General features: G+C 69.9%; 22 protein-coding genes and 6 pseudogenes. 15 read left to right on the top strand and 13 right to left on the bottom strand.

Annotated elements, in window-relative coordinates; genetic code table 11:
• Positions 1-1,030, bottom strand: a pseudogene (locus tag ACFVJQ_RS32855) (IS200/IS605 family accessory protein TnpB-related protein); the annotation flags it as partial.
• 137 nt (positions 1,031-1,167) lie between these two features.
• Between ACFVJQ_RS32855 and ACFVJQ_RS32850 the strand changes: the two are divergent.
• From ACFVJQ_RS32850 to ACFVJQ_RS32840, 3 genes and pseudogenes are all read left to right on the top strand, one after another.
• Positions 1,168-1,401, top strand: coding sequence for a hypothetical protein (locus ACFVJQ_RS32850; RefSeq protein ID WP_385517521.1), 234 nt, complete (start codon positions 1,168-1,170; stop codon positions 1,399-1,401).
• A gap of 132 nt (positions 1,402-1,533) precedes the next feature.
• On the top strand, positions 1,534-3,072 hold the full coding sequence (locus ACFVJQ_RS32845; RefSeq protein ID WP_385517528.1) for a glycoside hydrolase family 43 protein: 1,539 nt from the start codon (positions 1,534-1,536) through the stop codon (positions 3,070-3,072).
• A 716-nt stretch (positions 3,073-3,788) separates the two neighbouring features.
• Positions 3,789-5,032: pseudogene (locus ACFVJQ_RS32840) on the top strand (RNA-guided endonuclease InsQ/TnpB family protein).
• Here ACFVJQ_RS32840 and ACFVJQ_RS32835 read toward each other — a convergent pair.
• On the bottom strand, positions 5,029-5,388 hold the full coding sequence (locus ACFVJQ_RS32835) for an ArsR/SmtB family transcription factor (protein ID WP_385789247.1): 360 nt from the start codon (positions 5,386-5,388) through the stop codon (positions 5,029-5,031). The pseudogene ACFVJQ_RS32840 and the gene ACFVJQ_RS32835 overlap by 4 nt on opposite strands.
• Positions 5,389-5,523: 135 nt before the next feature.
• On the opposite strand from ACFVJQ_RS32835, the gene ACFVJQ_RS32830 reads away from it, so the two are divergent.
• From ACFVJQ_RS32830 to ACFVJQ_RS32815, 4 genes are all read left to right on the top strand, one after another.
• Positions 5,524-6,501 (top strand): zinc-binding alcohol dehydrogenase family protein, encoded by a 978-nt coding sequence (locus tag ACFVJQ_RS32830; RefSeq protein WP_385789245.1) that lies wholly within the window; start codon positions 5,524-5,526, stop codon positions 6,499-6,501.
• 188 nt (positions 6,502-6,689) lie between these two features.
• A complete protein-coding gene (locus ACFVJQ_RS32825; protein ID WP_385516160.1) occupies positions 6,690-7,367 on the top strand; it encodes an SDR family NAD(P)-dependent oxidoreductase in 678 nt (225 codons plus the stop codon).
• A gap of 153 nt (positions 7,368-7,520) precedes the next feature.
• A complete protein-coding gene (locus ACFVJQ_RS32820; protein ID WP_385789243.1) occupies positions 7,521-8,408 on the top strand; it encodes a hypothetical protein in 888 nt (295 codons plus the stop codon).
• Between the two features lie 207 nt (positions 8,409-8,615).
• On the top strand, positions 8,616-9,383 hold the full coding sequence (locus ACFVJQ_RS32815) for an SDR family oxidoreductase (protein ID WP_385789241.1): 768 nt from the start codon (positions 8,616-8,618) through the stop codon (positions 9,381-9,383).
• Between the two features lie 45 nt (positions 9,384-9,428).
• On the opposite strand, the gene ACFVJQ_RS32810 is transcribed toward ACFVJQ_RS32815, so the two are convergent.
• Entirely contained in the window at positions 9,429-10,127 is a 699-nt protein-coding gene (locus ACFVJQ_RS32810; protein ID WP_385789239.1) for a TetR/AcrR family transcriptional regulator, read from the bottom strand.
• A gap of 180 nt (positions 10,128-10,307) precedes the next feature.
• Here ACFVJQ_RS32810 and ACFVJQ_RS32805 point away from each other — a divergent pair, with 180 nt between their 5' ends.
• The 3 genes from ACFVJQ_RS32805 to ACFVJQ_RS32795 all read left to right on the top strand — a co-directional run bounded on the left by ACFVJQ_RS32805 (position 10,308) and on the right by ACFVJQ_RS32795 (position 12,099).
• A complete protein-coding gene (locus tag ACFVJQ_RS32805) occupies positions 10,308-10,703 on the top strand; it encodes a hypothetical protein (protein ID WP_385516164.1) in 396 nt (131 codons plus the stop codon).
• 68 nt (positions 10,704-10,771) lie between these two features.
• Positions 10,772-11,716 carry an alpha/beta hydrolase gene (locus tag ACFVJQ_RS32800; protein ID WP_385789237.1) on the top strand — a complete coding sequence of 315 codons (945 nt, stop codon included), beginning with the start codon at positions 10,772-10,774 and terminating at the stop codon, positions 11,714-11,716.
• 56 nt (positions 11,717-11,772) lie between these two features.
• Positions 11,773-12,099, top strand: a complete 327-nt coding sequence (locus ACFVJQ_RS32795) for a winged helix-turn-helix transcriptional regulator (RefSeq protein ID WP_385789235.1) — start codon at positions 11,773-11,775, stop codon at positions 12,097-12,099.
• A gap of 378 nt (positions 12,100-12,477) precedes the next feature.
• On the opposite strand, the pseudogene ACFVJQ_RS32790 reads toward ACFVJQ_RS32795, so the two are convergent.
• A pseudogene (locus tag ACFVJQ_RS32790) lies at positions 12,478-12,846 on the bottom strand (MFS transporter); the annotation flags it as partial.
• Between the two features lie 379 nt (positions 12,847-13,225).
• Positions 13,226-13,473 (bottom strand): annotated as a pseudogene (locus ACFVJQ_RS32785) (helix-turn-helix domain-containing protein); the annotation flags it as partial.
• A gap of 186 nt (positions 13,474-13,659) precedes the next feature.
• Here ACFVJQ_RS32785 and ACFVJQ_RS32780 point away from each other — a divergent pair.
• From ACFVJQ_RS32780 to ACFVJQ_RS32765, 4 genes are all read left to right on the top strand, one after another.
• Complete coding sequence (locus tag ACFVJQ_RS32780; RefSeq protein ID WP_385516167.1) at positions 13,660-14,067, top strand: DUF2255 family protein; 408 nt, start codon at positions 13,660-13,662, stop codon at positions 14,065-14,067.
• Complete coding sequence (locus tag ACFVJQ_RS32775; protein WP_385789233.1) at positions 13,994-15,040, top strand: NAD(P)-dependent alcohol dehydrogenase; 1,047 nt, start codon at positions 13,994-13,996, stop codon at positions 15,038-15,040. Before ACFVJQ_RS32780 ends, ACFVJQ_RS32775 begins: the two co-directional genes overlap by 74 nt.
• Positions 15,041-15,149: 109 nt before the next feature.
• Positions 15,150-15,650: a cation:proton antiporter gene (locus tag ACFVJQ_RS32770; RefSeq protein WP_385516169.1), complete on the top strand. Its 501-nt coding sequence runs from the start codon at positions 15,150-15,152 to the stop codon at positions 15,648-15,650.
• Positions 15,651-15,687: 37 nt separating this feature from the next.
• Entirely contained in the window at positions 15,688-16,557 is an 870-nt protein-coding gene (locus ACFVJQ_RS32765; RefSeq protein ID WP_385789231.1) for a low temperature requirement protein A, read from the top strand.
• Between the two features lie 25 nt (positions 16,558-16,582).
• Here ACFVJQ_RS32765 and ACFVJQ_RS32760 read toward each other — a convergent pair whose 3' ends face one another.
• From ACFVJQ_RS32760 to ACFVJQ_RS32745, 4 genes and pseudogenes are all read right to left on the bottom strand, one after another.
• A complete protein-coding gene (locus ACFVJQ_RS32760) occupies positions 16,583-16,966 on the bottom strand; it encodes a nuclear transport factor 2 family protein (RefSeq protein ID WP_385516171.1) in 384 nt (127 codons plus the stop codon).
• A gap of 74 nt (positions 16,967-17,040) precedes the next feature.
• Complete coding sequence (locus tag ACFVJQ_RS32755) at positions 17,041-17,832, bottom strand: SDR family oxidoreductase (protein WP_385789229.1); 792 nt, start codon at positions 17,830-17,832, stop codon at positions 17,041-17,043.
• The gene (locus ACFVJQ_RS32750) at positions 17,829-18,764 is read right to left on the bottom strand and encodes an SDR family oxidoreductase (RefSeq protein ID WP_385789227.1); all 936 of its coding nucleotides are present in this window, start codon (positions 18,762-18,764) and stop codon (positions 17,829-17,831) included. Before ACFVJQ_RS32750 ends, ACFVJQ_RS32755 begins: the two co-directional genes overlap by 4 nt.
• A gap of 178 nt (positions 18,765-18,942) precedes the next feature.
• A pseudogene (locus ACFVJQ_RS32745) lies at positions 18,943-19,497 on the bottom strand (integrase core domain-containing protein); the annotation flags it as partial.
• On the opposite strand from ACFVJQ_RS32745, the pseudogene ACFVJQ_RS32740 reads away from it, so the two are divergent.
• A pseudogene (locus ACFVJQ_RS32740) lies at positions 19,487-19,690 on the top strand (hypothetical protein); the annotation flags it as partial. The pseudogenes ACFVJQ_RS32745 and ACFVJQ_RS32740 overlap by 11 nt on opposite strands.
• 717 nt (positions 19,691-20,407) lie before the next feature.
• Here ACFVJQ_RS32740 and ACFVJQ_RS32735 read toward each other — a convergent pair.
• The 4 genes from ACFVJQ_RS32735 to ACFVJQ_RS32720 form a co-directional block, all read right to left on the bottom strand.
• Positions 20,408-20,677 carry a hypothetical protein gene (locus ACFVJQ_RS32735; RefSeq protein WP_385789225.1) on the bottom strand — a complete coding sequence of 90 codons (270 nt, stop codon included), beginning with the start codon at positions 20,675-20,677 and terminating at the stop codon, positions 20,408-20,410.
• 159 nt (positions 20,678-20,836) lie between these two features.
• Positions 20,837-22,471 (bottom strand): cation acetate symporter, encoded by a 1,635-nt coding sequence (locus ACFVJQ_RS32730; RefSeq protein WP_385789223.1) that lies wholly within the window; start codon positions 22,469-22,471, stop codon positions 20,837-20,839.
• Positions 22,471-22,782 (bottom strand): hypothetical protein, encoded by a 312-nt coding sequence (locus ACFVJQ_RS32725; protein ID WP_385516175.1) that lies wholly within the window; start codon positions 22,780-22,782, stop codon positions 22,471-22,473. Before ACFVJQ_RS32725 ends, ACFVJQ_RS32730 begins: the two co-directional genes overlap by 1 nt.
• A gap of 319 nt (positions 22,783-23,101) precedes the next feature.
• The gene (locus tag ACFVJQ_RS32720; protein ID WP_385516176.1) at positions 23,102-24,478 is read right to left on the bottom strand and encodes a PucR family transcriptional regulator; all 1,377 of its coding nucleotides are present in this window, start codon (positions 24,476-24,478) and stop codon (positions 23,102-23,104) included.
• Between the last annotated feature and the right edge of the window lie 315 nt (positions 24,479-24,793).

Genomic DNA, 24,793 nt, shown 5'->3' with positions numbered 1-24,793 from the left:
AGCGGTCTGTTCCCCTGAGGCCTCCGGCCACCACGAATCTCGAAGTCCATTGCCACCTCTGAGCTGAGGTGTTGCAACGACCACTAGAACTCAGGGTGTCCACGCCGACCAGGCCGCCCGCGCGGGCCGCCGCCAGCGGCACGGCCTGAACCGGGGGGATCGTCCAGGACGCGGTCAGGTACCAGCGCCCGCGGCCTACGTCTTCGTGGATGCGGTAGGCCACCGCACGGTTGGCTGCCACGCGGTCGGCCCACTGCTCGCCCCGGTGCGCGAACGACACCTTCGCCGCCAGCACGTACCGGCCGTGCGCAGCGTTCGCCAGGTGCGCCAGCGGCGCGGGGAGCTTGATCGAGACCTCGCCGTCAGGGGTGACGCGGATGGTCTCGTTGCCGAACCGCTTCCCGGACTCGCCGTCCGCGGCGAGGAACCACCGCCCGGCCTCCCACCGGGCGTGCCACTCGGCCTCGGTGAGCTGAGCGGCATCCAGGTGGTGGCGGGTGTTCAGCAGCCGCGTCCCGCCGCGCACCACGCGCACCCGCCCGGCCTCACGGTCAGCCCGGGCCGCCTGGAGCCGGTCTTCGAGCAGGCGCAGGCGGCGGGACTTGGCGAACCACTCCTGCCTGCTGCGGTAGCCGCCCGGCACCTGCTTGGTGCCCTTCGCGCCCACGGGCAGGGACAGGCGGTGCTCGATCGTCTCGATCCCGGCTTCCAGGCTCTGGATGTGTGCGAGCTGGCCGCGCCGGGCGAGCGCCCACTGGTCGTGGCTGGCCTTCGTGATCGACCCGGCCCAGCGGGAGGAGGACTCCCCGGTCAGGGCCTGCTTGCGCTGCGCCCACTGCTCGGTGTCGTGATCGTGCCCGGCCGCGCACCGCGCCCTCAGGTCACGGGAGGCGAGCGAACCGAGGTGGTCGCCGACCAGGCGGAGAACCTTCTCGTCCTCGGCGGTCAGGCCCTTGAGCCGGGTACGGATTGCGACCCCCGAGGGGCCGGCCACCACGAACGGCGCCGCCACCTCCCGCAGTCCACCCACCACTTCACCCCCGATCCCGCATCGAAGAAATCCGTCACCACACCCAACGACCACCACTGGCGAAGGTCACGCATTCGATGCAAGAACTCTCGTTCCCTGCCAGGGGAGTGTGCCTGCCACTGCCCGAAGGCTCGCTCATGCGCGCCCGAACACGCTCAAGTGCCGTCGATCGCCACCTGTTCACAACCCCCGGCCACCGTCTGATCACGTACTACGCCGAGCGGGACACACCCGAGTACGACGCCCTGGTCCTCCTCGACATGCTCGGCTCCCAGCCGTCACCGTCCAGGGCGACGCAGACGGAACGCCCGTCGCCCACGGCCCAGGACGACGGCCCCGATCGAAGCGCTTCGACGCCGCCGCGGCCATGACGACCTATCCATACTCTGCTGACCTGTTGACATGCCGCAGACCCGCATGCGAACTTTCGAAGCGCTTCAACAATTCTGCCCGTGCGGCCCACCTCGGTGTTCACTCCCCCGACCACACCCCTCAGGACGGACATGGCGTTCTTCGACAATCCCGTGATCCCCGGCTTCAGCCCGGACCCGAGCATCTGCCGGGCCGGTGACGACTACTACGTGGCGACATCCAGCTTCGAGTACGTACCGGGGGTGCCGATCTGGCACAGCCGTGACCTGGTGCACTGGCGGCTGATCGGGCACGCCCTGGACCGGCCCTCGCAGCTGGAGCTGCCCGACACTGCCCCGTCGTCCACGGGGGTGTACGCGCCCACACTGCGGTACCACGACGGCCGGTTCTGGCTGATCACGACCGTGGTCGCCGGGGCGGGCAACATCCTGGTGACCGCCGAGGACCCCGCGGGACCGTGGTCGGACCCGGTGCCGGTCGGCGTACCCGGCATCGACCCCGACCTGGCCTGGGAAGAGGACGGGACGTGTTGGTGCGTGTTCTCGTCGGACGGCATCCGCGGGGTCCGCATCGACCCGAAGTCCGGCGAACTGCTCGGCGAGCCGGTGCCGATGTGGTCGGGCAGCGGGCTGCAGTATCCCGAGGGCCCGCACCTGTACCGGGTCGGCGACTGGTGGTACCTGCTGCTGTCGGAGGGCGGCACGGAACGTGGGCATGCGCTGTCGCTGGCCCGGGCCCGCGCCCTGCCCGGGCCGTTCGAACCCCACCCCGCCAACCCGGTGCTGTCCCACCGCAGTACCGGTCACCCGGTGCAGAACACCGGCCACGGCGACCTGGTGCAGGCACACGACGGCACGTGGTGGATGGTGCTGCTCGGAACCAGGCCCCGCGGCGACACACCGATGTACCACGGCATGGGCCGGGAGACGTTCCTGGCACCCGTGCGGTGGGAGGACGAGTGGCCCTTGCCCGGCCCGCTGGAGTTGCGTGCGCAGGCCCCGGCGCTGGCGCCGCATCCCTGGCCGCAGGAGCCGGACCGGGACGACTTCGACTCCCCCGCCCTCGCGCCGTGCTGGGTGTCGCTCCGACGCCACGACCCGGAGGCTGTCCGTCTCGACGAACGGCCCGGCCACCTGGTGCTGCACGCCCGCGGGGACAGCCTGGACAAGCCCGGCGCACTCTTCGTGGGGCGGCGCCAGCGCCATGCCGACTGCACCGCGCGCACAGCGGCCGACGTCGCCGAAGGCGGCCGGGGCGGACTCACGGTACGGCTGGACGAGGCACACCACTACGAGGTGGAGGTGGGAGACGGCATGGTCCGCGCGGTCGCCAGGATCGGCCCGCTGCGCCACACCGTCGCCGAACAAGCCGTACCGTCCGGCCCGTTGACCCTGCGGATCGACGTCACGACCTCCGACATCCTGCCGCCCACGGTCACAGCCCGGAGCACGGACCCCGACACGACTCCCCCGCCCGGCCTCCGGGTCGGCGGCCCCGACACCCTCCGTCTGGGCTACGAGACGGACAGCGGGGACTTCGAGATCCTCGCCGAACTCGACGGCCGCTACCTCACCACCGAGGTCGCCGGCGGCTTCACCGGCCGGGTCTTCGGCATGTACGCCACGCGAGGCAGCGTGGCCTTCGACTGGTTCGAGTTGCGGTCCGCCTGACCGCCGGCGCCGCCCCCGTCGGTCGGCGGCACTCACCCTTGCGATCGCCCTGCCCCCGCTGGCGCCGGTTCCGCGTAACTGGACGCCGTAGCCGCCCTGTTCAGCCTTGCTGAACAGGGCTTTCATTCGGGCCTTGCCTCCGGCCCCAGGATCGTGAACGGCCGCTGGCCCCGGCAGCTCGCCGGCCGCCCCGAAACCGTACGGGACCAGCTCCTGCAGATGATCGAGCAGACCGGAGCGACCGAAGTGATGTTCCAGAGCATCAGCCCCGACCAGGAGGCCCGCCGCCACTCCCCACGCGCTCATCGCCGAGGCACTCGGCATCAAGCCCGACGTGCGGCCGACTGCCGTCGACGCGGCATGAGAGCTACGGCAAGAACAGTCTCCTAGCCCTGACCACCACCAACCCGCCGCCGGGGCGGGTTGTCAGGCTGCTGTCGGAGTGCGCGTGAACGGTGTCGCTCCGGGCATGGTGGAACCATCGGGCGCAGGTGTGTGCCTTCTGACTGGCCAGGGCCGGCGCGCGGGCCACTGTTCAGCGGGTCTTGCGAGGAACCCCGGGCGTTCACGCCCGGGAGGAATCGCATCCCGGGGTGGGCGGTGCGGAGCACCGCGGTGGCGTTTGGCGCGGAGCGCCGGGATGGTCCGGCAGGCGGCCGGAGAGGATTTCTGTATTCGAATGCGGGGGCTTGAAGGTGTCGGGTAGCGTCGCGGCCGTGAAGCTGGTGGTGCAGGTGAAGCTGCTGCCGACGCCCGTGCAGGCGGCGGCACTTGAGGCGACCCTGCGCGCCTGCAACGAGGCCGCGACCTGGGCCGGCGAGGTGGCCTTCGAAAAGATGTGAAGAGGAACTTCGCGCTACGCAGGCTCACCTACGACGAGATCAAGACCAGGTGGGGGCTGGGTGCGCAGGCCGCCCAGCATGTGATCAAAAAGACCTGTGACGCATACGCGACGCTGACGGCCAACCTGAAGGCCGGGAACCTCGGGAAACCCGGCTCGAAGCGGTACCGCAGGGCCACCGAGAAACCGGTCGCCTTCCGGCCGGACGGGGCACAGCCCTACGACGACCGGATGCTGTCCTGGCAGATCGCCGAACGCCGGGTCTCCATCTGGACCGTCCGCGGCCGGGTCAAGGACGTGGCGTTCACCGCCGCCCCCGAGCAGCTGGCCACCCTGGCCCTGTACCGGCGGGGCGAGTCCGACCTGGTGTGCCGGGACGGCATGTGGTTCCTGAACGCCACCTGCGAGGTACCCGAAGCAGCGCTGAACACGGAACCGGCGGGCTTCCTGGGCATCGACCTGGGCATCGTGAACATCGCCACCACCAGCGATGGCGAGATCATGGCCGGACGCGGGCTCAACCGCACACGGGTGCGGGAACGCGCGCTGCGCACCAAGCTGCAGAAGAAGAACACCCCGTCCGCCAAGCGCCGGCTGAAGAAGCGCAGGCGTAAGGAGGCGCGGCGGGCACGGGACATCAACCACAAGATCGCGAAGCATGTGGTGGCCGAGGCAGAACGCACCGGTCGCGGGATCGCCCTGGAAGATTTGACGGGCATCCGCGAACGGGTACGGCTTCGCAAGCCCCAACGGGCCACCCACTCCAGCTGGTCCTTCGCCCAGCTGGGGGCGTTCATCGCGTACAAGGCCCGCCGGGCGGGGGTGCCGGTGGTGTACGTCAATCCGGCGTACACCTCCCGCACCTGTGCCGAGTGCGGCCACATCGACAAGGCGAACCGGGTCTCCCAGGCCTGGTTCGCATGCCGGAACTGCGGCGCCGTTGCGCACGCGGACCGGAACGGCTCCCGCAACATCCGTGCGCGAGCGTGGGAGTTGTGGCGAAGCGGGGCGCAGTCAATCGCCCCTGCCCCACCTCCGGAGCGCACGCGCCGGGGCGGGGCTGGACGCAAACGCAGTGTCACCGCCAGTGATGCCCGTTGTGCAAGCCCGGTGCTTTAGCGCTGGGTAGTTGACTCGGCGCCATCGGAGCGCAGGAGCAGGTCGAGCAGCCCGGGGAAGCGCGCATCGAACTCCTCGCGGCGCAGTCGGTTGACTCGCTTGGGCCCCTGGTCACGCTGTTCGACGAGGCCGGCGCCGCGCAAGACCGAGAAGTGGTGACTGAGTGCGGCTTTGCCGACGGGCACGTCGAAGCTGCCACAGCTGCGCGTCCAGTCGGCGGAGCCCGCCAACTCGCGGATCAACTGGATGCGCACGGGGTCGGCGAGCGCGGACAGCGCGGTCAGGACGGAGACGTCTTCGGGATCCGTGTGCACCGGCGCCGCACGGTGACTGCTGCCCGCAGCCTGCTTCGACATGCCCCTCTCCTCGCCATGCGCATCCTCGCTGGGTCCCCCTGGGAGTCCCAGCCGCTTGCTTAGTGTTCGATGAGCATCTTACAGTCCCAGTGTTCGCTTTCTGTTGAACACTTCGCCGAAGGGTGCGTTCCGCTTATGCGTGCAGTCGAGTTCCAGGAGTACGGCGGCCCCGAGGTGCTGCAGCTCGTGACGGCCGAAACCCCCCGGCCCGGGCCGGGCCAGGTGACCATCGACGCCGCGTATGCGGGCGTGAACTTCGCGGACCTCAAGGCGCGCGCGGAGGGGTACCGGGTGGAATCGCTGCCCTTCCGCCCGGGCCTGGAAGTCTCCGGACGGATCCGGGCCGTCGGCCACGGCGTCGAGGGACTGCACCCGGGTCAGGAAGTCGCGGCCCTCGTCGACAGCGGCGCCTACGCCGAGGTGGTGGTCGCCGAGACCGCCACCGTTTTCCCGCTCACCGAGGGCCTGGACCTGCGGACCGCCGCCACGCTGCCCACCGTGCTGCCGACAGCGCACGCCCTGCTCCACGAGGTGGGTCGACTGCACGCCGGAGAGAGCGTGCTGGTGCACGGCGCGGCGGGCGGCATCGGCACGGTGGCCGGGCAGCTCGCCCGCGCGGCGGGTGCCAGTGCTGCGTACGGCGTGGTCTCCTCCGCAGCCAAGGCCGGGCACGCTCTCAAGCACGGCTACGACGAGGTGTTCACCACAGACACGTTCTCCGACGACGTCCGCCGCGCCACCAACGGCAGGGGCGTCGACCTGGTCCTCGACCCGGTCGGCGGTGACACCCTTCGCCGCGGCCTCGACACGCTGGCCGTCTTCGGACGCCTGGTGTCCTTCGGCAACGCGAGCGGGGCAGAACCATGGCACGTCGGGCAGCCCGAACTCTACGCACAGGGCCGTTCCGTCGCGGGCTTCTCCATCCTGGCACTCGCCCAGTCGGCACCCGAGGCACTGCGTTCGCTCACCGAGCGTGCCTTCCGTACGGTCACCGACGGCACCGTGAGCCTTCCGGTCACCGCCGAGTTCCCCCTGCAGGACGCGGCCGAGGCCCACCGGCTCATGGGCGGGCGCACCTCAACGGGCAAGTTGCTGCTGCGGATCACCGACTGAGCACGACGGCTCCGGTAACCGTCCGGACCGCGATGCAGAGCAGCTACCGATCGCAAGCAATCGGATTGCCCTATCCATTTCGTGGTACTGTTGCAGCAGTGAACCGGAAAGACCTATCCGAATCCGAATCGGATAGACCTATCCATATTTCGGCTTCCCCTGCCATGTCTTCCACGAAAGGACTTGCTGTGACCAGCATTGCCATCGTCGGAGCCGGCCCCCAGCTGGGCCTGGCCATCGCCCGCACCTTCGGCTCCGAGGGTTTCGACGTCGCCCTGATCTCCCGCAACCGGGAGAAGCTCGACGGTCTCGTCGGTCAGCTCACTGCCGAAGGCATCACCGCCGCCGCGTTCCCCGCGGACGTGCTCGACCGCGACGCGCTCGCCCAGGCCCTCAAGGACGCCGCCGCGCAGTTCGGCGGCATCGATGTCCTGGAGTACTCCCCGGTCGGGACGTTCGGCTCCACCGCTCTGACCACTCCGGCCGAGACCGAACCGTCTCATGTGCAGCACGAGATCGAGTTCCAGCTGTACGGGGCCATCGCCGCCACCAAGGCGGTGCTGCCCGCAATGCGTGAGGCGGGAGCGGGCACGCTGCTCTACACCACCGGAGCCGGCTCCATCGACCCCGTGCCGGAGGTCGGCAACGTCAACGCCGCAGCTGCTGCGCTGCGCAACTGGGCGATCAACCTGCACAAGGAACTGGACGGCACCGGCATCCAGGCCGCCCACGTCGGCATCGACGTGTCGATCGGCATGTCGGTCGTCCCCGGATTCCCGACAGCCAAGCCTGAGCAGATCTCCCCCGTCTACTGGGAGCTGCACACCACCAAGCGCGACGAGGCCGAGCTCGTGTTCAGCCTCTGACACCGCATCGGATTTCATGAGCCGCTCCCAGGCCGCGGCGTTCGCGGCCTGGGGCGTCACAGAGACCACCAAGTCCGGCGCGCAACTCATCCCCTGTCATCCGCGGCCTGCTGATGCCCCCTTCAGCCATGCCCCCTCAAGGAACAGACCGGCATGACCACAACCACCGATCCGTCCTACGTCGACCCGGCGCTGATCAACCCCCGCGCGGTACGCCTTGTCGAGGCGTTCAAGAACGCCCTGGCCCGCCTGCGTGACGAGGACGGACTGACCTTCGACGACCTCAACGCGGTCGCCGACCTGCTGCAGAGGATCCAGACCGCCACCGGCGCTCCCCTGGCGCTGGTCGCCATGCCGCTGTACAGCGAGCTCTTCCAGGGCGGCCAGGACGGCTACACCCCCTCCGAAGACGTCGACAGCCCCACCTACATCCCCGGCTCCCCGCGCATCGACAACCCCGGCACCCTGCCGATGCGACCGGACGAACCCGGAACCCCGCTGATCGCCTCCGGCCGCGTCCTGGACGGCCACGGCCGACCGCTCGAGGGCGCCAAGCTGGACATCTACCACGCAGCCGACAACGGCAACTACTCCGGGCTGTACGACGACGGAGTGCTCAGGTACAACCTGCGCGGACACCTGTTCACCGATTCCGACGGCCGCTACGCCTTCACCACCATCACCCCCGTCGCCTACGCCGACCCCCACATCACGGCGGTCGACGGGGTCGCCGAAGCCGTCGCGGCCCTCGGACGCAGCCTCTACCGTCCGGCCCACATCCACTACGAAGTCCACCACCCTGACCTGATCACTCCCTGGCGGGGCGAGATCTACTTCAAGGGAGACCCCGTCATCCCCGTCGACTTCGTCGGCGGCACACTGGCCCCTCCCGCCCTGCAGGCCGACACCGTCCTGCACGAGGATCCCGAGGACATCGCCCAACACGGATTCCAAAGCCCCTACAGGACCATGGAGTTCGACTTCATCCTCAAGACCCGCACCAGCCCCGACACCATCACCCCGAAGGCCACGCCGGCATGACCCCGGGGACACAACGGTCTGGTCGCCTGCCCGGCTGAACGCCGCCGGATCCCACAGCCACCGCTGGAACATCACTCACCGCACAGCCCACCACATCCACATCCCGACCTCGACTGATGGTCCACACGTCGGAGCGCCGCTCAACGTCAAGCGCTTCCCGACGTCGTGCGTGCCACGGTTCGACCGGGACTTCGAAGGGACATCATCGTGAAGAAGCTCAACGGCAGGACCGCTCTCGTCACCGGTTCCAGCCGGGGCATCGGCCGGGCCACGGCCGTCGCCCTGGCCCGTGAGGGAGCCCTGGTCGCCGTGCACTACGCGCACAACAAGCAGGCCGCTCAGGAAACCGTCGAGCTCATCGAGAAGGACGGCGGCCGGGCCTTCACGGTCCACGCGGAACTGGGCGTGCCCGGCGACGTCGACCAGTTGTTCCAGGGTCTGGAGGCCGGCCTGAAGGAGCGCACCGGGCGGACCACCCTGGACATCCTGGTGAACAACGCCGCCGACACCTCGGCCCCCGGCACCGCTCTGGGGGAGGTCCCCGTCGAGGAGTTCGACAGGATGTTCGCGGTCAACACGAAGGCGCCCTTCTTCATCACCCAGCGCGCCCTCGGGCTGATCCCCGACGGGGGACGCATCATCAACATCTCCTCCGCTCTGACCCGGGTCGTCAACCCCGCGCACACCGTCTACTCGATGACCAAGGGCGCCCTCGAACAGCTCTCGCGGAACTTCGCTCGCCACCTCGCCCCCCGGGGGATCACGGTCAACACCGTGACCCCCGGCACCACGGACAACGGGAGTGAGTTCTTCAAGGTCCCCGAGGTCCGGGAGCAGATGGCCCAGTCGTCGGCGTTCAAGCGCCTCGGCGAGCCGGAGGACGTCGCCGACGTGGTGGCCTTCATCGCCACCGACGAAGCGCGCTGGATCACCGGCGCGTTCATCGACGCCACCGGCGGCAGCCTCCTCTGCTAGGGCACCGCCGTGCCCCGGCCGGGCGCGGTGGTTTCGGTCCTGCGGTCAGCTGCTCTTCCCCGGCTCCGACGACGTGATGTCCGTCGGGCTGCCGCGGAGCATGGCCTTGTAGAGGGCGTCGTGCTCGGGCGAGGCGGGCAGCGGGCCGCGGGCGGGAGCCTCGAAGGACTGGATCAGCAGGGCGGCGACGCGGCGCCAGGCGTCGGGAGCGGCGTCGCCGGTGGCGCTGACGACGCCGGCGTTGGCCATGTGCAGCAGCACCAGATCCGAGAGGTCGAAGTCCTCGCGCAGCCGGCCTGCGGCCTTGGCGCGGTCGATGAGCCGCACCATGCCCTCATAGGCCTCGTTGCGGCGCTTCTCCAGGGCCTTGGCGGTGGGGAAGGTCATGGTCAGCACGTCGGCGAAGCCGGAGTCGGCGGCCTGCATCGCGCAGGCGGTCTCGATGTAGCCGACGAAACCGTTCCAGGGGTCCGGATCGTCGAGGGCAACGGCGACGGTGTCGGCGTAGGCGTTCATACGGTCGACGAAGACGGCGTCGACCAGCTCCTCCTTGGTGGGGAAGCGGCGGAACATGGTGGCGATTCCCACCCCTGCCTGGCGGGCCACGGAGGCCATGGAGGCGTTCAGGCCGTCGCGCGCGAACACCGTGCGGGCGGCGGCGATGATGCGCTCCCGGTTGCGCTCGGCGTCGCTGCGCAGCGGCTGGGCGGCGGTGTCGTCGGGGTGCTGGGCGCCAGAGGTCATGCCGGCCAGTCTAGCAATCGGATAGGCCTATCCGATTTTAGTGCTACGCTGACACCATAGGCCGGATCGACCCATCCGGAATCGCGAAGTGGATAGGCCTATCCAAAAGGCGGGGTGATCTCGCCGAGGCGTCGGCAAGATCACCCCCATCACCGGACGCACCCCCTCCCGACCGTGCTGATGCCCGCCATAAGCAACCCCCTCTTCCAGGAGCAGACCATCGTGACGTCGACCACCGATCCGTCGTACAACGACACGGAGTTGTACGACCCCCGCGCGGCACACATCGTCGAGGCGTTCAGGGACGCCCTGGTCCGCATGCGCGACGGAGAGGAACTGACCATCGAGGACCTCGATACGGCCACCGATCTGCTGCAGATGGTGCAGGCGACCACCGGCACCTCCCTGGCGGCGGCGGTCATGCCGCTGTTCAAGGAGGTCTTCCAGAGCGGTCGGGACGGCTACACCCCCGACGAAGGGTCAACAGTCCCACCTACGCACCCGGCTCCCCACGCATCGGCAACCGCGGCGCGATGCCCGTACGACGGCACGAACCCGGAGCACCGTTGGTGGTAAAGGCATAGCGACACCCCTCTGGCACCACACCCCGAGTTGTCCCAGCACCTGCCCGCCGAGGAGGCGACATGACCTACGCGTACGACCCCGAGATCACACCGCGGCTTTCGATGCTCCCGAGCGGGCCGTTCACCGACGTCCGGGCGCTGCGCGCGCTGGGTGAGGAAGCGGTTCGGAGCGGTCTGTCGTCCTACGAGCCGGACATCGAGATCCGTACCCGCGACGTCACCGTCCCCGGGCCCTACGGATCGCCGGATGTCAGGGTCCGCGTCTACGCGCCCGCCGAGCGCGACGGCCTGCTGCCCGGACTTCTGTACATCCACGGCGGCGGGTTCGTCATGGGCAGGATCGAGCAGTTCGACGCCGCGGCCACGCGCATCGCCGCGGAGGTCGGAGCGGTTGTGGTCTCGGTCGAGTACCGGCTCGCGCCGGAGAACCCGTTCCCGGCCGGGCTGGAGGACTGCTACGCGGCCCTGGCGTGGACCGCGAAGTCGGCGAGCGAGCTCGGCATCGACCCGGACCGCATCGGCATCGCGGGGGAGAGCACCGGTGGTGGTCTCGCCGCCGCCGTGGCCCTCCTCGCTCGTGACCGCCGCGGGCCCGCACTGTGCTTCCAGTACCTGGGCGTCGCCGAACTCGACGACCGCCAGGAGACGCCGTCGATGCGCGACTACGACGACGTCCCGCTGTGGAACAGCCAGGCCACACAGGTCAGTTGGGACTGCTACCTCGGAGAGGGACGCCGGCGCACCGCCCGTGTATCCCCCTACGCCGCGCCCGCACGGGCCGAGGACCTGTCCGGACTGCCCCCTGCGTTCATCACCGCATGCCAGTACGACCCGTTCCGCGACGAGGACATCGACTACGCCCAACGCCTCGCACACGCCGACGTCCCCACCGAGCTCGTCCTCTACCCCGGCGTCCTGCACGGAGGCCTCATCCCTGAGTCTGCGGTGGGCAGGCGTGTCCTCGCCGACATGATCGCGGCGCTGCGCCGCGGCCTCGGCGTATGAGGCGGCTGGCGCACTCGACCCCGCACGGTGCTCACCGTCACGAGACGGGGTCCCGCATGCAGGTCGACGAGGGCATCACACGCGTCTTCCAGCTGCTCGGAAAGCGCTGGACCGGCCCGATCGTGTCCGTGCTGATCGGAGGGCCGGCGTACTTCGTCGACCTGTGCCGGGCGGTTCCCGGGATCAGCGAGCGCATGCTCTCCCACCGACGCACCGAGCTCGGCGCCGCGGAACTCGTCGTCCGCGAGGTGGACGAGGGGCCGCCGCCGCGGGTGTCCTACCGGCTGACGGAGGCAGGGGCGGCGTTGGATCCCGCGCTCAAGGAGCTTGCGCAGTGGGCGAAGACCCATCTGCCGGAGGCGAGGCGACCGGCCGACTGTTGAGGCCTCTTTGCCTCCCGCCGCAGCAACGGCGCTGAGGATCTGAGTCAAGCGGGGCTGCTGAGATGGATGAGCCTGGCCGATTTGTTCATCAGGGCCGTCAGTACGTACGGCGCGACCGTGTTGACAGTGATCTCCTCCGGAGAGTGCATGGTGCCGGCGTTGTGGATGACGGCGTCGAAGCGGCCGAACTCGGCAGCCTGCCGGGCAACGCCGCGGATCTCGCTGTGTTGCGCCCGAGCCCGGTGGATGCCCCGGTCACCAGAATCAGTGCCATGTCGGTCATCTCCCGTCCGTCTGCGTGGTGATGGGTGCGGTGAAGTGGTCGGGAGTGCCCGCCGCTTGTCGAGGTGGTGCGTGAAGTGGCCCGCTCCGAGCAGGCGCGGACGGGGCGAGCAGCGCGGCGAACACGCCCTGCAGGGCCCGGCCGGTGAACATCATCGCCTCGTTGCCGGCGGCGCCACCGATGACGGAGGCCACCGCGAAGCCGACCAGGCCGGTGACAAAGGTGGGCTTGCGTCCCCACAGGTCGGCGAGCCGGCCGCAGAGCAGCAGCAGGCCGCCGAAGGCGAGGGCGTAGGCGGTGATCACCCAGTGCCGGTTGGCGACGGCTATGTCCAGGTCGGCCTGGAGCGAGGGCAGGGCGATGTTGGTGATGGTCACGTCCAGGACCACCAGCAACTGGGCGAGCGAGATAAAGATCAGCGCCGTCCACCGACGTGGATCGGGCAGGCTGACGGGGTGTGACATGGCGTGAGAAACCTTGGTTCTGGGGTGGGGACGACGGTGGCGGGGCGGCGGCATGATGGCCGGCGCACGGCGTCACGCCGTTCGGGCGTCTCGGCGTTGAGATGCCACGGGGTGTCAGAATCCGGACGGCATCGGCTGCCGCGGTGGGCGGCTGAGCGGATCCCGGTCCGGTCGCATCACCGACGTTCGCACCCGCGTCGATGAGGGAAAAGAGGAGAGTTCCTCCCGGGAGGACGGTTCCGGGGAGCACTGTTGGGGGGAGTAATGCACCCCCTCACAGCAGGCGGGTGTGAACCTGGAGGCCTGCCCCGCGATATACGCCCGCACCACGGACCGGCCGGCGCCGGACACCGCACGCTGACGTCGGCGCCGTCCGGACATCGGCGGCCAGGGCACGGGCCAGCGCGTCCACGACGGACGGGCTCGGGCGGGTCTCCTTGCCCCGCTCCAGGCGGGTGTAGTAGTCGATGCTGATGCCGGCCAGGGTGACCAGCTCCTCGCGGCGCAGCCCAGGCGTACGACACACCCGGACCCGGCCTCCAGACCGACGTCCGCAGGCGTCACCCGGGCCCGGCGGGCACGCAGGAAGCGTCCCAGCTCGATGCCGCTGTGCTGCTCATTCCTCACGAACTCCACTCTGCGGGCGGCCCTGACCTGTGCGGGAGGGCGGTGGGGGGCCCTGTCACACCCCGGAACGCCGCTCCCCGGCACAACACGGCCTGCCGCCCGCCGTCCGTCGCGATCAGGCTGGATTCCGGTCGGAAGAACCGCCTCGTTCCCAGATGAACCACCTCGTTCCCGGGAGAGACACCCGTGCCCCGTGCCGCCGCCTCCACGCAGCGATCCGCCGGCGTCGAAACCAGCCGCGCAGGCGGTGCCGGTGCCGGCTGGGCCATCGGGGCCGGCGGCGTGACGAAGGACGTCACCTTCGTCGACGCCGACGAGGAGATCGACGACGCCGTGGACGCCGCCTACCGAAGCAAGTACGGGCGCTGCGCCGCGTCCGTCATCCAGGCCGTCACCAGCCAGCGGGCGAGCTCCCCGACCAGGCAGCTCGTCCCCCGCCAGGTGCCCGGCCTCCCCCAGACTCCGGTGGCCGGGACCCCGGCCACCGCTCATCCGGAACACCAGCCCCCACAGGAGAGTTGTGCTTACCGCAAACGCGTACGCCGCCACGTCCGCGACCGAACCGCTCACCCCGATGACGATCGAGCGGCGTGAGGTCGGCCCGCGTGACGTCCTCATCGACATCAAGTACTGCGGCATCTGCCACTCCGACATCCACCACGCCCGCAGCGAGTGGGGCGAGCAGACCTACCCGGTCGTGCCCGGCCATGAGATCGCCGGCGTGGTCGCCGAGGTCGGCTCCGAGGTCACCAAGTACGCCGTCGGCGACAAGGTCGGCGTCGGCTGCCTGGTCGACTCCTGCCGCGAGTGCGAGTACTGCAAGGCCGGCCGCGAGCAGTACTGCGTCCAGGGCGGCGGCACCCTCACCTTCGGCGACACCGACAAGTACGGCCAGTTCACGCAGGGCGGCTACTCCACCCGCATCACCGTGGACCAGGACTTCGTCCTGAAGCTCCCCGACAACGTCGACCTGGCCAACGCGGCGCCGCTGCTGTGCGCCGGCATCACCACGTACTCGCCACTGCGGCACTGGGGCGCCGGCCCCGGCAAGAAGGTCGCCGTCATCGGTTTCGGCGGGCTCGGCCACATGGCCGTGAAGTTCGCCCACGCCATGGGTGCCGAGGTCACCGTGCTGTCGCAGTCGCTGAAGAAGCAGGACGACGGCAAGAAGCTCGGCGCCGACCACTACCACGCCTCCAGCGACCCGGAGACCTTCGAGAAGCTGGCCGGCATCTTCGACCTGATCATCAACATGGTCAGCGCGAAACTCGATCTCGACGCCTACCTCGGCCTGCTGGCCGTCGACGGCGCCCTGGTCAACGTCGGTGCCCCGGCCGAGCCTCTGTCGGTCAACGTCTTCTCCCTGCTGATGAAGGGCCGCACCTTCGCCGGCTCCCTCATCGGCGGTCTGCCTCAGACGCAGGAGATGCTCGACTTCGCCAGCGAGCACGGCATCGGTGCCGAGGTCGAGGTCATCCCGGCCGAGAAGATCAACGAGGCGTACGACCGCGTCCTCGCCTCCGACGTCCGCTACCGCTTCGTCATCGACACCTCGACGCTGGCGTGAGCCGCTGACAGGCCCGAAAGCACCCCGTACGGGGGCCGTCTCCCCCGTGACGCCCCCGTACGGGGCCTCGATTCCTGCAACCACCTGCACAAACGACGGGAGACACGCCGTGCTCGGCCTCGATCTCATCGTGGTCCTGGGGCTCGCCCTGCTCCTCGGGGAGGGCATCGGGCACCGCCTGCGTGTCGCACCGCCCGTGCTGCTGCTTGTCATCGGTGCGCTGCTGGGTTTCGTCCCCGCACTGCGTGAGGTCCATCTGCCGCCCGAGGTGGTGTTGCTGCTGTTCCTGCCCGCGCTGCTGTACTGGGAGAGCCTGACGACCTCGCTCCGCCAGATCCGGCGCGACCTGCGCGGCATCATTCTGATGGGCACCACCCTGGTGATCGCGACCGCCGGTGCCGTCGCCGTCGTGGCCCATGCTCTGGGTCTCGGTTGGGGCCCGGCCTGGGTACTGGGCGCGGCCGTCGCCCCGACCGACGCCACCGCCGTCGGCGTCCTGGCCAAGTCCCTGCCCCGCCGCAACGTCACGCTGCTGCGCGCCGAGAGCCTGATCAACGACGGCACCGCGCTCGTCGTCTACGGCCTCGCCGTCGGCACTGACCGTCCCTGAGGCGTGGGACGACGCTCCGGGTGGTCTGTACGGGCCGTTGGTCCTGCCCTGCGCCTATCTGTTCGTGCGCTGCGTGCACCTCGTCATCTACGCCCGTCCGGCGTGCGACGACCGGGGGCTGCTGCGTCAGATCGCCGTGTCCTGGCCGTCGGTGGTCAGCGGTTCCGCCCTGCTGATCACGGGCGCGGCGATCGGCGGTGGATGGCAGACGGCGCTGTACGCGGCGGCGATCGTCGTGGACTGGGGCGGCGTCTACCTCACCTCCCGACGCGGCAGCTGGCGCATCCACAGCGCCGCGTACTTCACCGAACGGCACCAGCTGTTCGTCATCATCGCCATCGGCGAGTCGCTCATCGCCATGGCCGCCGGGGCCACTGACCATCCGGTCACCACAGCATTGCTGGCCGCGGGAGTCCTTGGCGTCGGTGCGGGGGCGGCGCTGTGGTGGCTGTACTTCGACGTGGTGAGCGTGCTGGTGGAGCACAGGCTGGACGAGACGCGGGGCCAGGCCCGTCTGAGCCTGGCGGTCCATGCCTACGGCTACGCCCACTTCCCCATCGCGGCAGGCATCGTCCTGGCCGCCCTCGGCGTCGAAGGGGTCGTGGCGTATGCCGACAGCGGCAAGGGCCTGGGCGGCTTCTACGCCGGCGCGCTGTGCGGCGGAGCCGCCACCTACCTCGCCGGACTGCTGCTCTTCGGCCGTGTCTCGGCAGGGGTCTGGGGCCCGTTCCGGCTGACCGCCCTGTGCCTGTTGCCGGCCTGGCTCCCGGCGGCCGTCGTACTGCCGCCGTTGGCGGCGCTGGGGGGGGTCGTCGCGGTGCTGGCGGCGGTGGCCGTCACCGAGACGTGGTGGTACGCGGAACTACGCCGCAGCGTCCGACCGGACCACGGACACGTTGCCGGCTGATCGCAGCCTGTCGTGGGCATCCCGGTCACCAGGTCGTGGCGACGGTGCGGAGCGTGGCCCAGGTGTCACCTCTGCGGGCGTAGTCGGTGGCCAGTTGCAATCGCCAGTTCGTGCGCGTGCCGTACACCGTCGCGTCCGTGACGGTCCGGACGACGAGGCGGGCGGTGTCACCCTCGACATCCAGGGTCAGGTTCTTCTCGTCGATCGTGTGGTACACGAACCGGCCTGCCCGCATCTGCGACAACCACTCCTTCTTCGGCTGCTTGTAGCCGGTCAGATGGGTGAGGGTGAAGTCGTCGTCCAACAACTGGTCCAGCGCCTCGGTGTCACCCTTGTCCATCGCTTCGAGATGGGCATGGTGAGCCTCGAGGATTTCCTCTCGGGCACCCTGATCAGCTGACGGCTGCACAGTGGATCCTGTCGTTGTGGAAGACCGGTCCGGTACTCGGACATGGACGTGGACGGCGCCCCTTCACGGTGCCGTCAGGACCCGGCGAGTGCCCGGACCGCTTCGAGGTCGTCGCGGACCCGCTGAGGCTCCTTGGCCAGGGGCATGTTGTTCTCGTCGCGGACCGCGTCCAGGGCGCCGGGCGCGTCCTGGTCCAGCGCGGCGAACAGCGGAACCAGGTCGCTGGGCGCGGGGCCCTGTTCCGCGATCAGTTCGAAGGTCCGGCCCACTGCTTCCGGGACGGTGACGGCCTCCACCAGCACCTGGGCGATCTGCGCGCGGGAGATGACGCCGTCGGCGGGGCTTCCGGAACGCCGCTTGTCTCCCTGCAGGAAGACGAGGCGGTGGTCGTCGGGACCGTTCATGTCGAACCAGCCCGGCCGCACGATCGTGTACGGAAGGCCGCTGGCACGGACCAGGCGCTCGGAACGGCGCTTCCACTCGACCAGATGGTCGTACACGCTGCTGCGGGAGGTGACGCCGATGGCGGTCATCAGCACGATACGGGGCGTCTGTCCGTCCAGGGCGGCCAGGATGTTGCGGACTCCGGCGTAGTCGACGGTCTCGGGCGACGAGTGGGCGGTGCCGTCGGAGCCGTGTGTCAGCACGATGGCGTCGATGTCGGCGACGGCCTTGTGCAGGGTCTCGGGCCGCGTGACGTCGGCGACGGCGACCTGTGCCTCGGCGGGGAGCTGCCGCTCCGCCTTCGCAGCGTCACGTACCACAGCACGGGTGACGTGCCCCCGAGCGATCGACTCGGCCACGACGAGCCGTCCGATGCTGCCCGTCGCGCCGACCACCGACACGGTCATGGGTGCAGTTGTCATGGTTCCTCCGTCTGCCGTGGTGTCAAGGGACATATGTGGGCTCCGCGTCCTGGCGCGGAGAGGAGTGTGATGAATGGCTGAAGTCGGGCTCCTGGCTGGTCAGGGGGTTCCCCGGTGCGCAGTGCTGCGGTCACTCCGCCGTCCATGAGGAGGTCGGCGCCGGTGATGAAGCCCGCCTGACGGTCGAGGAGGAAGACGGCCGCGTCGGCGACCTCGTCGGGCGTGCCGAAGCGTCCCGCCGCCGACACCTTGCGCACCTGCTCGAACCACTCGCCGCGGGGCCCGGACAGCTCGTCCCGGGCCAGGGGCGTGATGATGACGCCGGGGCTGACGGCGTTGACACGGGCTCCGCGCTTGCCCCACGCGACGGCGGCGGTCTGCACCCGCAAGGAGTTGGCCCGCTTGGACAGTGCGTAGGCATGGACGGTGGAGCCGACCTGGCCGGGCTGGAGGAAGGGCAGCTCAAGCAGCTTCGAGGTCTCGGTGGTGACGAGCGCATGCTCGATCTCCGGGACGTAGGGGCTCTCCCGGTGCCCGGCCATGCTGGCGATCACGATGCCGGCCCCGCCGCGAGCGACGACGCGTGCGAACGCGTCCAGGACCATCGCCGTACCCACGAGGTCGACGTGCAGGATCCGCTCGATGCTCGCCTGGGCGGGGGAAACGCCGGCGGTGTGCACGACCTGGGTCACCGGCCCGAGCGCCGCCGCCGCGTCGGCGAGCGCCTCGACCGCGTCGTGGTCGGAGACGTCGGTGACCCGGGTTGTCACCTCGTACCCCTCGCTGCGCAGTCGTTCGGCGGCGGCCGCGGCCGCTTTCTCGCTGTGGTCGGCGAGCAGCACGGTACGGCCGGCACCGACGCGGCGCGCGATCGCGAGGCCGATGCTGCCTGACCCGATGACGACTACTACTTCCCTGGCACCCTTGCTCATGTCTCCAACCCTTTGCCGGTACTGGGCCGCAGGCGCAGGCCACGAACGCGGTGACGTGGACCATGAGCCCGACCCGGAAGGCTCCTGCGCCACCCACGTACAGGCTGCGGGAGGGATGGGCAGGGCGGCAGGCCGTGCTGTGCCGGGGAGCGCCGTTCCGGGGAGTGACAGGGCCCCTCAGAGGCCCAGGCAGGCATTCACGCCTACGTATGTCGAGGCGGGCGATCTGCCCTGGATCGATGATTGCCTGGGGCAGGGGGTGCAGCGGCTGGGCGTTCGCGAGGCCCTGATGCGGCCGATGGGAGTTGTAGAACCGCTCGAACTCCCGCAGGACGTAGTGGAGGTGGTGCTGGTTCCAGATCAACGTGCGGTCCAGCAGCTCACGCCGACACGTCTGCACCCACCTCTCCGTAATCGAGTTCATTCGCGGCAGCTGTACGCCGCTGAGCACAACCTCGATCCCCGCGTCCTTCAAGACGGCATCGAACAGCTCAGGGAACTTCCCATCCCTGTCCCGGATCAAGAACCTTGCCCGGCAACCCGCGTCCTCCAGGTCCATGGCGAGATTCTTCGCGGCCTGGACCACCCAGGCCGCGGACGGGTGCGCGGTCGCGCCCAAGATCCGGATCCGGCGGTTGGCGTGCTCGATCACCACGAACACGTACAGCCACGCCCCAGTCAGGGTGACCGTCTCGAAGAAGTCGCACGCCAGCAGGGCATCGACCTGGGAGCGCTGGATCATGGGGCGCCCCGACAGCGCCGTGCCGCCCTCGGAGCTACGCGACCTCAACTACCTCGCCCACGCCGCCTGCCTCGCGGGCACCATGGACATCGCCACCGCACTCCTGCGGATGCAGGGACCGTATGCCACGCGAACTCCCCGGTCGTACACCGGGGATCCGGTCAAGCAGATCGTCAAGTGGCGTGGGCAGGAGCGGGGTGAACGGACATGTCGCCCGCACTCATCGGCTCTTCGGCCGAACCGGAACACCAGAGGGGCTGCCGCACGGGTGAGACTCGACATCTTCAGCGAGATCCAGGACCCGCGACCATGTGGGCGACGTTCACGAATACCAGCGCATCACAAAGGCGTTGGAGCGGTCCTGGCTCCCCGACCGAACTCGGCTACGGCTGCTGGTGCAGGCCGAGCACCTCGGTGCGGCGGGGTTCAGTCTCTCCTTGGCGCCGGAGCTGTTCCAGACCGTGCTCTCCCCGCAGACGCGGCGGATCCGGCTCGGCCACGCCGCCGTCCACGCGCCAACCGCGATCAACCATCCGATCCGGGTGGTGATGGGGCCACCATGCTCGGTCGGCTCAGCACCGGGGCGGGTCGAGTTGGCGCTGACCGGCCCACCGCGCCGGAGTGCTCCACAGCCGGTGAGCAGGTTCGAATCCCGCCGGGGGCGCCACGCAGAAGGTTGCCGGCGACGTCTTCCTCTCCGCTGCCATTCCTTCCTCTTCGCTCGTTCGCGGCATCGCCCCGCCCGGTCGGCCGGGCAGGAGGTCCGCCATATCGGCGATGGCATCAATGCTGCCACTGGTCAGTGTGACGCGACAGGTGGCCGGTTCCGTCCTGTGGTCATAGCGGATCTCCAGCCGGAGTGTCTCGAAGAGGCGGCGCGACAGTGCGTCCGGCATGTCGGTCACGTCGACCGAGGTGACCGGCACTCGACTCGGCGCTCGTTGAGGTCCCGGACGAAGCTCTGGTCAGGGTTGTAGACCAGTTCCAGGCCGCGCAGGAGCCGTTTGTCCTTGGTCTCCGCCTCGGCGACGGCCCTGCGCAGGGATGCCGCGCGTAGCTCGCGTTCGCGCTGGGCGTCGGCGTCCATCCGGTCCAGGGTTTCGGTGAGCAGGTCTCGTCGGTACTCGCCGAACACCCGGTCGGACAGGAAGACGCCGAGGCCTTCGAGCATGCCCGCCTCCGGCACCCAGACGCTCGGGGGGGTGATCCGCGGCCCGATACGGCCTCTTCGGCGCACAGACGTAGCAATTGACTCCCTTACTCGGCTTGCCGTGGAAGCGGCGGTCGGTGGAGCGTGTGAGGGCGCTCCGCCGCCCGCCGCCTTCGTGCGTCAGTGCGTCAGTGCGTCAGGCTTGACCGGCGCCTCTGCCACCGGGGCCGTATGCCGCTGTCCCGTCACGCTGCCGAGCCAGCCGAGCAGGAACGCGACGGGCAGCGACACCAGGGCGACTGTCTGGAGCGGGAACCAGTCGATGTGCCACTCGGGCACCAGCGCCATCGGGTTGCCCGAGAAGACGGGGCTGCACACCTGGAGTCCGATCGCGGAGCCCAGGCCGCCGTACAGCGTCCACAGCAGTCCCCGGCGTGTGAAGCCGCGCCAGAACAACGCGTACACCAGCGCCGGGAGCAGGCAGGAGGCCGCCACCGCCAGGGAGAGCGTGGACAGGAAGCCCATGTTCCAGCCCTGGACCCACACCGCGCAGCAGATGCTCAGCACCCCGACCAGGGCGGACGCGATACGGGCCGCGGCCACCTCGCGGCCCTCGGTGGTACGCCCGCGGCGCACCACGTTGGTGACGAGATCGTGGGCGACCGCGCCCGCCGCCGCCAGGGTCACGCTCGCGACAACCGCAAGGGTCGTGAGGAACACCGCGCAGGCGACCAGCACGACGAGCCATGCCTCGCCCGTCTGCGCCGACGATCCTCCCGCCAGATCGCCGGTGAGCATCAGCAGGCTGCTGGTGGCTCCGGGATCGGCGGCGAGAATCTTCGGGGCACCGATCACCGCCGCGGCACCGAAGCCCATCACGGTGGTGACGAGGCAGACGGCGCCGACGATCCCGATGGTGTGGCGGACCGTACGTCGGGCGGCGGCCGGGTCGGGCGCGGTGTTGAGCTGGGTGGCGACATGGGGCAGGCACGCCACGCCCAGCACCACGGTGATCATCAGGCCGATGAAGTCGAGCGTGCTCTCGACCGGGCCGCCGGCGGCGAAGCGCAGGCCGGGACGCATATAGCCCTCGGGTCGGCCGCTGCCCCGAGCGGCGGTGTCGATGAGGGAGTCGGCGCTCCAGTGGAAGCGGTGGAGCAGCACCGCGGCCACGGCGAGCGCCATGGCGAGCAGGAACACTGTCTTGATGATCTGGAGCGCGATCATGCCTCGCATCCCGCCGAAGGCCGTGGCGCAGACGACGAGCGTGCCGATCATGACGATGACGGTCTGTTCGGCGCCCGGCCCGGAAAGGCCGAGCAGCATGGCGGTGGTCCGGCCCGCGCCGGAGAGCTGGACGATCAGATACGGGATACAGGCGCTCAACGTGACGACGGCGGCCGCAATCCGCACAGCGGGCCCCGGGGCGCGCAGGGCGAAGGTGTCGCCGAGGGTGTAACTGCCGCGCTCGCGCAGCGGGCCGGCCAGCAGGAGCAGGACGCCGAGCGACAGCACGGTGCACAGGGCGATGAACAGGCCGTCGAAGCCGAAGACCGCGACGGCTCCCGTCGTACCGAGCACGGTTGCGGCGGAGAGATAGACGCCGGAGAGGACGATGGCGCCCTGCACGGGGCGCAGCCTGCGGCCCGCGGTGTAGAAGTCGTTGACCCGGTCGCGCTCGGGGCCGTTGAGCACACAGATGAGCAGCATCGGGACGATGAACGTCAGAAAGCCGACGAGGACCCAGGAGCGGGTGTCCGTGTCCAGGTCGAGGGTGCCGGGTGCCCCTGCGGCAAGCAGCATCTGAGGAAGCATCAGCGCTCCCCCTGCGGCTCGTACGAGGCCTCGCCGTAGGGGGTCTCGTCGTAAGGGGCTTCGCCGTAGGGGGTGCGGTCGTAGCGCGCCGCCGTCCACAGCAGGAGCGAACCCTGGGCGAGGAGTGCGACGACGCCGAGGGTGATCTCTCCGGCGACTCGCGTGGCCAGCAGGTCCTCGGCGGTGCAGGCGAGCAGGAGGTGGACCGCGAAGGTCAGTCCGTTGACGAGCAGGAAGGATCTGCCGGGCGGGTGGGGCCGGGGTCTTTGATGGTGCTGGGGGGTGTGCGGATGGGCGTGCTGATGGGCCATGGAGCTCTCCTGGCGGGCAGGGATGCGCGCATCGCCCGGCTCGGGCGATGCCTTGCGCGGGCATTGCCCCTGACGGCATTGCCCCTGATGCGGGCTCACCAGAGCACGTACCGACCAGTCAGTCCATGCGCTTCGGGCACGCCGTTGTCCGCTCCCAACGCCGGAGGGCGGTGACTGTGCTGATGCCCATTCAGCCACCCGCGGGAAGGAAACCGGCCACAGCGGTACGGCCGCCGGGAGAGGTGACGGGCATGCGCGGCGGCCCGAGCCGGGGCACGCATCGCGTGCTCGCGGTGGACATACGTCGCAACCTGCGGCCTCAGCCGTCCACGTCGCGATCCCAGGCGTCCGCGCCGCCGAGGACGGCCGCAGGCCCGAGCAGTTGGAGTGCGTCGAACGCGAGCGTGAGCCGTACGAGGTCGCGGGGGCGGGACAGTTCGAGCCCTGTGATCTGCTCGAAGCGGCGCAGCCGGTTCAACACCGTGTTGCGGTGGCACAGCATGTGCCGGGCCGCCTGGACCGCCGAGCCGCCCTTCTCGATCCACACCCCGAGCGTGTCGATCAGCGTTTCGCGGTCGGCGGGCTCCAGGTCGTACAGCGGCCGGAGCACCCGCAGGGCGAGTTCGGCGGACAGGTCGGGCCGTGAGATGAGCAGACCGTCGGGTAGACGGGCGTCGAGCCGGGCGACCTCGCCGTCTCCCCGGCAGGTGCGCAGGGCGAGTCCGGCCATGTCCCGCGCACGGGGCAGGTTCTCCAGACCCTGGACGACCGGGCTGACGCCGATGCGCATGCCGGGACCGGCGTCGAGGGCGGAGACAAGCGCGTCGAGCGGGCGGTCGCCGAGATGCGCGACGAGCACATCGCGCCGCCCCCCGGTGTGGCGCAGGACGCGCATGCCGCGGATCTCCGGGACGGCGTCGGGCGTGCGGCCGAAGGGCGGCGTGGCCCGTATCTCCGCGACCGCGAAGCGTCCGTCGGGCGGCAGGTTGAGGATCGACGCCGCGTCCCGGATGAACGCCGGGTCGTTGCGGCTCTCCAGTACGGCGGCAAGGATCAGGCGAACGCGCTCGGTATGGCGGCTGGCCACACCCTTGGCGACCTGGCGGTAGGCGTCGGCCAGCAGGACGCAGTCGCGGTCGTTGCTCTTCCACACCAGCTCGGCCACGCGCACGAGGTGCCGCTGGTCGCCGAGGCCGTCCCGCTCCACGGCGCCGATGATCCCGCTCCAGACCTCCGATCCGGCTACCCGGAAGGCGTGCAGCACCTCGTCGAGGGGGCGGCTCTCCTCGGCCCGGCGGATGCCGAGCTCACGGGTGTAGCGCTCGACGTCCATGATCCGGTCCGGGTCGAGGGCGGCCTCCAGGGTGATGCGTACGCCCTTGTACACGGACTGCGGCAGGTCGGGCGGTGCGAGCACCGGGTCGGCGTAGTACGGCACCTCGGTGCGGATCTGGTCCACCACGGTGTCGCTGAATGCCCGGCCGCGCCCGAGCAGGCGCCGGCAGGCGTGGTCGAAGAGCTGGTGCGGCGAGGGCTCGTCGGCGGGCTCGGGCAGGGTCGGTGGCGAGCCGACGGCGGTGGCGCCGGGGGGTGGGCCGACGGCGGCGGCATCAGGCCGCGGACCGGCGGTGGTGGTGGCAGTGCTGGCGGTGGTGACGCGGGGGCGGACCGCGCCACGGACGGAACTGGTGTGCATGGACCCTCCAGACGGACGGGGCGTGCGAGAACAGCACGGCGGGTCGCCATGTCTTGCGCTGCGCGGGTCGCAGGTGAGTGGCTCCACCGGCCGGCGATCGGCGTGTGCCCATGGAGCGCGCTTCAAGGAATCCACATGCTAAGCAGTCGGTCACTCCCTGAAACGAAACGTCCGTCAAATCGTGATGATCCACGCACAGCAGGAGGTACGGATTGTGCCCCCTCACAAGCGGATCACGCCCCGGCTGGGAGCTGACAGCGACTCGCTCCCAGTCCATGGACGCCCCGCTACCACCGTGTTCTCGTAGCGCTCCAG

Origin of the sequence: Streptomyces sp. NPDC127197, assembly GCF_042672405.1 — a bacterium.
In the GTDB taxonomy this organism is placed as follows: domain Bacteria; phylum Actinomycetota; class Actinomycetes; order Streptomycetales; family Streptomycetaceae; genus Streptomyces; species Streptomyces flavusporus.
This window is presented reverse-complemented; position numbering and strand designations above follow the sequence as displayed.